The sequence below is a fragment of the Caulobacter sp. AP07 genome (assembly GCF_000281955.1).
In the GTDB taxonomy this organism is placed as follows: domain Bacteria; phylum Pseudomonadota; class Alphaproteobacteria; order Caulobacterales; family Caulobacteraceae; genus Caulobacter.
Genome location: NZ_AKKF01000296.1, coordinates 23,360 through 29,359, shown reverse-complemented (window position 1 = coordinate 29,359; position 6,000 = coordinate 23,360). Strand labels below are relative to the sequence as shown.

The following is a 6,000-nucleotide window of genomic DNA, read 5'->3' as shown; positions in this document are numbered from 1 at the left end:
TACGGCTCGGGCGCGGACCGGATCACCGATTTCGACGCCCATGGCGAGGGCGACGTGCTCGACTTCAGCGGCTATGCCGGAACCGGGGTGACCTGGACGGTGGCCCAGGTCGGAGCCGACACGGTGTTCACCTTCTCGATGGGCGACACCCTCACCCTGGCCAATGTCAATTCCGCCGGCCACGCGATGATCGACGCCTGGCACTGGGCCTAGGCAACGAGCGGGGCGGCCGGTCTCGACGCAAGGAACGCGCCGGTTCCCGTAGGGGGATTAAGCGTTTCAAGCGATCCCTCTCCGCCCCCCTCGCCCGACCAGAACGCCCTACGTTGACGCACCCTGAGTTGCCGCAAGATTTCGACAAAAATTGCGGTTGCAACTTTATGGTCTAGCTGCAACGACTACTCGTAGTTGTGCGGAGTAGGTCCATGCCGGGGGACGCGGGCTTTTTGGGTATCGCCGTGGCGTATGTCTCGCGTATCGCGTGCGGCGGTCGTCGCTGAGCATGGATTTCACCGAGACGCCATTCGACACCGGCCTGGCGAGCTTCGTGCTGCTTGCGAGGTTCCTGCAGGCGCCGATCGATCCCGATCAGGTCCGCCACGAGCGGGGCCAGGCGGGCGCGCTGTTCTCCTTCGAGGACCTGGTCAGGACCGCCCTGCGCCTGGGCCTCGTCGCGCGGACGAGACGGGCTCGCGGCGACGAGCTCTCCAAACTGCCCCTGCCGGCCCTGATCGGCCTGGGCGACGAGACCGCCATCCTGCTGCGGGTCGAGGACGCCGGCGCCGGCGGCCGGGCGCTGATCCAGCGGCCCGCGTCGTCGTCCCCCGAAGTGCTGGAACCCGACGCCTTCGAAGCGGCCTTCGACGGCCGCGTTCTGCTGATGACCACCCGCGAGCGCATCGCGGGGCCCAGCCGGCGCTTCGACATAAGCTGGTTCATCCCCGCGCTGGTCAAGTATCGCAAGCCGCTGCGCGACGTCCTGATCGGCTCGTTCTTCCTGCAGCTGATGGGCCTGGCCTCGCCGATCTTCTTCCAGCTGGTGATCGACAAGGTGCTGGTGCACCACACCATGTCGACGCTGGACGTCCTGATGATCGGCCTCTCGGTCGTGCTGATCTGGGAGACGCTCCTTTCGGCGCTGCGCAACTGGCTGTTCGCCCACAGCACCAACCGGGTGGACGCCGAGCTGTCGGCGCGGATGTTCCGCCACCTGCTGCAGTTGCCGCTATCCTATTTCGAGGCTCGTCGCGTCGGCGACAGCGTGGCGCGGGTGCGGGAGCTGGAGCGCATCCGCGAATTCCTGACCTCGAACGCGGTCACGGTGGTGATCGACCTGTTCTTCACGGTCGTGTTCTTCGCGGTGATGTACGTCTACAGCCCGCGGCTGACGCTGGTCGTGCTGCTGTCGATCCCGATCTACATCCTGATCTCCGTCGTTATCACCCCGCCGATCCGCGCGCTGCTCGACGAGAAGTTCGCGCGCGGCGCCGAGAACCAGGCCTTCCTGGTCGAGGCCGTGACCGGCATCGGGACGCTCAAGGCCATGGCGGTCGAGCCCCGCATGCGCGACCAGTGGGAGCGGCAGTTCGCCGGCTACACCCAGGTCGGCTTCTCGGTGGCCAAGCTCGCCAACTGGGGCAACCACCTGATCCAGATCGTCTCCAAGCTGACGACGGTCGCGATCCTCTATTTCGGCGCCAAGGCGGTGATCGCCGGCGACCTCACCGTGGGTGCGCTGGTCGCCTTCAACATGCTGTCGGGCCGGGTGGCCGCGCCGATCCTGCGCCTGTCGCAGCTGTGGCAGGACTTCCAGCAGGTGCAGATCTCGGTCGACCGGCTCGGCGACGTGCTGAACGCCGAGGCCGAGCCGGAGCACAATCCGACCCGCGCCAGCCTGCCGCCGATCAGCGGCGCGATCACCTTCGACAAGGTCCGCTTCCGCTACCGTCCCGACGCGGCCGAGGCCTTGCGCGGCGTCACCTTGCACATCCCGCCCGGCGAAGTGCTGGGCATCGTCGGGCCCTCGGGGTCCGGAAAATCGACCCTGACCAAGCTGGTGCAGCGCCTCTACGTGCCCGAGCAGGGCCGGGTTCTGGTCGATGGCGTCGACCTGTCGCTGGTCGATCCGGCCTGGCTGCGCCGCCAGATCGGCGTGGTCCTGCAGGAAAACATCCTGTTCAACCGCTCGGTGCGCGAGAACATCGCCCTGTCCGACCCGACCCTGCCGATGGAGCAGGTGATCGCGGCGGCCGAGCTGGCCGGAGCCCATGAATTCATCCTGGCCCTGTCGCGCGGCTACGACACCATCATCGACGAGCGCGGGGCGAACCTGTCGGGCGGCCAGCGCCAGCGGATCGCGATCGCCCGGGCCCTGGTCGGCGACCCGCGCATCCTGATCCTCGACGAGGCGACCTCGGCGCTCGACGCCGAAAGCGAGGAGATCATCCAGGCCAACCTCCGCCGCATCGCCGCCGGCCGGACCGTGCTGATCATCGCCCACAGGCTGTCGGCGGTGCGGCAGTGCCATCGGATCATCACGGTCGAGGCCGGCGAGATCACCGAGGAAGGCGATCATGGCGCGCTGCTTCGGCGGAACGGCCGCTACGCCGACCTGCACCGCCGCCAGATGGGCGTGCCGGCATGACCCTGGCCGAGCGCTTCCCCGGCCTGACCCGGCACTGGACGGTGCTCAAGGCGGCCTGGCGCGATCAGGATCAGGCGGCGCGAAACCGTAGATCGCGTTCGGACACCGAATTCCTGCCGGCCGCGCTGGAGATCATCGAGACCCCGCCCAGCCCGGGCCTGCGCTACCTGATGCTGGCCTTGTGCGGCCTGTTCGCGATCGCCCTGGCCTGGTCGACGTTCGGGCGACTCGACGTCGTCGCGGTGGCCGCGGGCAAGGTGATCCCGATCGCCAACGTCAAGCTGATCCAGCCGCTGGAGATCGGCGTCGTGCGGGCGATCCACGTCCATGACGGCCAGCACGTGAGCGCCGGGCAGTTGCTCGTCGAACTCGACCCGACCATGACCGGCGCCGACGAGGCGCAGGCCAGCCGCGGCCTGCAGGCGGCGACGATCGCCCAGGCGCGCAGCCAGGCGATCATCGCCTATCTGGGCGGCCGCCCCGGCCGCTTCGTGGCGCCGCCCGGGATCTCCGCCGACGTCGCGGCGGTCCAGGTCCAGTTCGTCGACAGCCAGCTCGCCGAATACGCGGCCAAGCGCGGCGCACTGGTCGAGGCCCGCGCCCAGCACGGCGAGGAGCTGACCACCGCCCTCACCGAGACCGCCAAGCTGCGCGAGACCCTGCCGCTGGTCGACCAGCAGCTGGAGGCGCGCCGCCAGCTGTCGGAAAAGGGCTATTTCTCGCGGCTCAAGATGCTCGAGTACGAGCAGCTGCGCATCGAGCACGTCAAGAACATCGACATCCAGATGTCGAGCGCGGCCAAGGCGCGGGCGGCGATCGCGGCGATCGACAGCCAGATGATGGAGCTGCGCCAGGCGTTGCTCAAGAGCGCCGCCTCCGACCTGGCCGAGGCCGGCGACAACGCGTCGCTGCGGACCGAGGAGCTTCGCAAGTCGACCCAGCGCAAGACCTTCCAGGCCTTGCGCGCGCCGGTGTCCGGCACGGTCCAGCAACTGGCGGTCCACACGATCGGCGGCGTCGTCCAGCCGGCCCAGGCGCTGATCGTCATCGTCCCCGACGGCAGCGACTACGAGGTCGAGGCGCGCATCCTCAACAAGGACATCGGCTTCATTCGCGAAGGACAATCTGTGCGCGTGAAGCTTGAAGCTTTCCCGTTTACCGATTACGGCTTGATCGAGGGGGAAGTGCGATCCGTGACGCGTGACGCCATACAGGACGAGAAGCTTGGCCTTGTCTACGCCACCCGCATAAGATTGGCCTGCGCGTCCGGTCGCGCGGAGGTCGCGCCGCTCTGCGCCCGCGTCGGGGCCGGCATGGCGGTGCAGGCCGAGATCCGCACCGGGTCGCGGCGGATCCTGCAATACCTGCTGAGCCCGATCTCCAAATCGCTCGACGAAGCGGGGCGCGAACGGTGAGGGCCCAGCTTATCCCACTGATCCTGTGCTTGACCGCCTGCGCCAGCCCGATGACGTCCTTCGGGATCGATCTGCGCCCGGGCGCCGCGACGTCCGAGCTGCAAAGCCTGGCGGAGCGGTCTCGGGCCGGCGACAAGCAGGCGCAGCTCGCGCTGGGCATCCGGCTTGAACACGGCGACGGCGTCGCGCGAGACGTCCCGCAGGCCATCAAGCTCTATCGGCGCGCCGCGACGAAGACGGGCGGCAAGTCCATCATCTATGCGCCGGCCAGCCGGACCGGCGGACGGGGCGCGAGCGTGCTCCTCGATCAGGGCCCTGAGAGCCCTGGTCTTCCGGAAGCCGCGCGCCGGTTGGAACAACTCAAGGCATCGGGCGCCGCGGGGCGCGGCAACGGCGGATAGTTCGCCGCCGAGTTTGAGGCGGCGGCGATTTCGAAAGGGCGGAAATGTTGATCGGGAATGTCGGTGGTCTGAGCGTTTCACGGAGATCGCCGTCGTTCCCGGCCGGCGTCCTGGGCAAGGCGGCGTCCTTGGCCTTGATCTTCACCTTGGCGGCTTCTCCGTCACCGGTGGGCGCTTCGTCGGTCCTGAGCACCAACGGGCTGAAATTCTACAGCGACGTCATCGTCGTCGGCAAAGGCGACTTCAGCGATCCGAACTCGCCGATGACCGGCGTCATCCGGGCCCGTCGCGTGCTGAAGGGGGTCCGGCAGCCTGAATATAGAATCGTTGTCAGGAACGATTATCGCTCCGATACGGACCCTCCTCAGTGGTTTCCGGACAAAGATTACATAAAGGCGAAATTCTACTTAGTAAAACAAAGTGATGAGCGTTATTTCGTTCTAGGCACAGAAGACGAATGACAACATGGCCGATCCCGTAGTTCCTTCGTCGTCACCTAGACCCAAGACCCATGCCGGCGGCGCCGCTTCGGCGGGCCTTCTACTTTGCGCTCTGCTCTGGTCCTGCGCGACGAACCAAGCTTTCGGGATCGACCTGGCGGCCCCGTCCACGCCCGAAGAGGTCAGGGCCCTGGCGCGCGGCGCCCAGGGCGGCGACAAACTGGCCCAGCTCGAACTGGGCAAGCGGTTCGAGGCCGGGCGTGGGGTCCCCAAGAATCCTGGCCGCGCCGGCAAACTGTATGCGGCCGCTGCCTCGCCCAACGACGGCGCTTCGATCCGGACCTTGTATTCGCCCAACGGCGGCGTCTCGACCACGGTGCTCAACGGCGGCGGCGCGGGCGGCGGCCTGCCCTATGCGGCGGTGCGCGGCTGCGTTCTGGCGGGCAAGGCAGGGAAGCGATGCGCCGATCTGGCTGGCGTGGACGAGCTCCTCCTCTTCGTCAGCTACGAGGTGAATTTCTGGCCGTGCGCGGAGCAGGTCGGGTTCTCGGTGAGCGAACCCAATCCTCACCGCGAACTCCAGATGTGTCTCGTCGCCAAGGCCGAGGCGATCCCCTGCGACGCCGCACTGGAGCGGCCACTACTCAGGGCCGAAGGCGTGGCGGCCATGGATCGGCGCTTCGCGAAACTGGAAGCCGCCACCTCGAATCTGCGTCGCTTCTGCGCGCTCCAGCCTCCCAAGTCAGCCGTGGAGAGAGAGCAAGCTCTGGTCCAGGGCGAGCGCCTGACACCGATCGATGCGCTGGTCGAAGCCGAGCACGAGCGCTGGCGCATGCACTACGAACACTACGCCGCCGAGCGGTTCATGGTCATCGTCTGTAGCCAGACGCCCAAGGGGCTGCGCCTGAACCTGTCGGATCTCGAAAAATCCATGTGCGCCGTTGAAATACCACGAGGGGGCAAGTCATGAGCAGCCGCGAAGCAGAACGAGCGTCGAGCGCTCCGATTTACAACGCTCCAGGAGTGGTCGAAGCTAGCGTTCAGAACGGCGCGGTGAGCGCTGGCGGATACTTCGTCTATAGCAACGTCGGCAAGGGGTG

The 6,000-nt window shown here is 67.2% G+C and carries 5 protein-coding genes and 1 pseudogene; all 6 read left to right on the top strand.

Features of this window, described 5'->3' with window-relative positions:
* A pseudogene (locus PMI01_RS24535) lies at positions 1 to 213 on the top strand (hypothetical protein); the annotation flags it as partial.
* 289 nt (positions 214 to 502) lie between these two features.
* Positions 503 to 2,644: a type I secretion system permease/ATPase gene (locus tag PMI01_RS24530; protein WP_007675971.1), complete on the top strand. Its 2,142-nt coding sequence runs from the start codon at positions 503 to 505 to the stop codon at positions 2,642 to 2,644.
* A complete protein-coding gene (locus PMI01_RS24525; protein WP_007675969.1) occupies positions 2,641 to 4,059 on the top strand; it encodes an HlyD family type I secretion periplasmic adaptor subunit in 1,419 nt (472 codons plus the stop codon). The genes PMI01_RS24530 and PMI01_RS24525 overlap by 4 nt, the downstream gene beginning before the upstream one ends.
* 29 nt (positions 4,060 to 4,088) lie before the next feature.
* Positions 4,089 to 4,460 carry an SEL1-like repeat protein gene (locus PMI01_RS26285; RefSeq protein WP_157223866.1) on the top strand — a complete coding sequence of 124 codons (372 nt, stop codon included), beginning with the start codon at positions 4,089 to 4,091 and terminating at the stop codon, positions 4,458 to 4,460.
* A gap of 128 nt (positions 4,461 to 4,588) precedes the next feature.
* On the top strand, positions 4,589 to 4,921 hold the full coding sequence (locus PMI01_RS24515) for a hypothetical protein (protein ID WP_157223865.1): 333 nt from the start codon (positions 4,589 to 4,591) through the stop codon (positions 4,919 to 4,921).
* Between the two features lie 4 nt (positions 4,922 to 4,925).
* Positions 4,926 to 5,870, top strand: coding sequence for an SEL1-like repeat protein (locus PMI01_RS24510; protein WP_007675950.1), 945 nt, complete (start codon positions 4,926 to 4,928; stop codon positions 5,868 to 5,870).
* Positions 5,871 to 6,000: the final 130 nt, after the last annotated feature.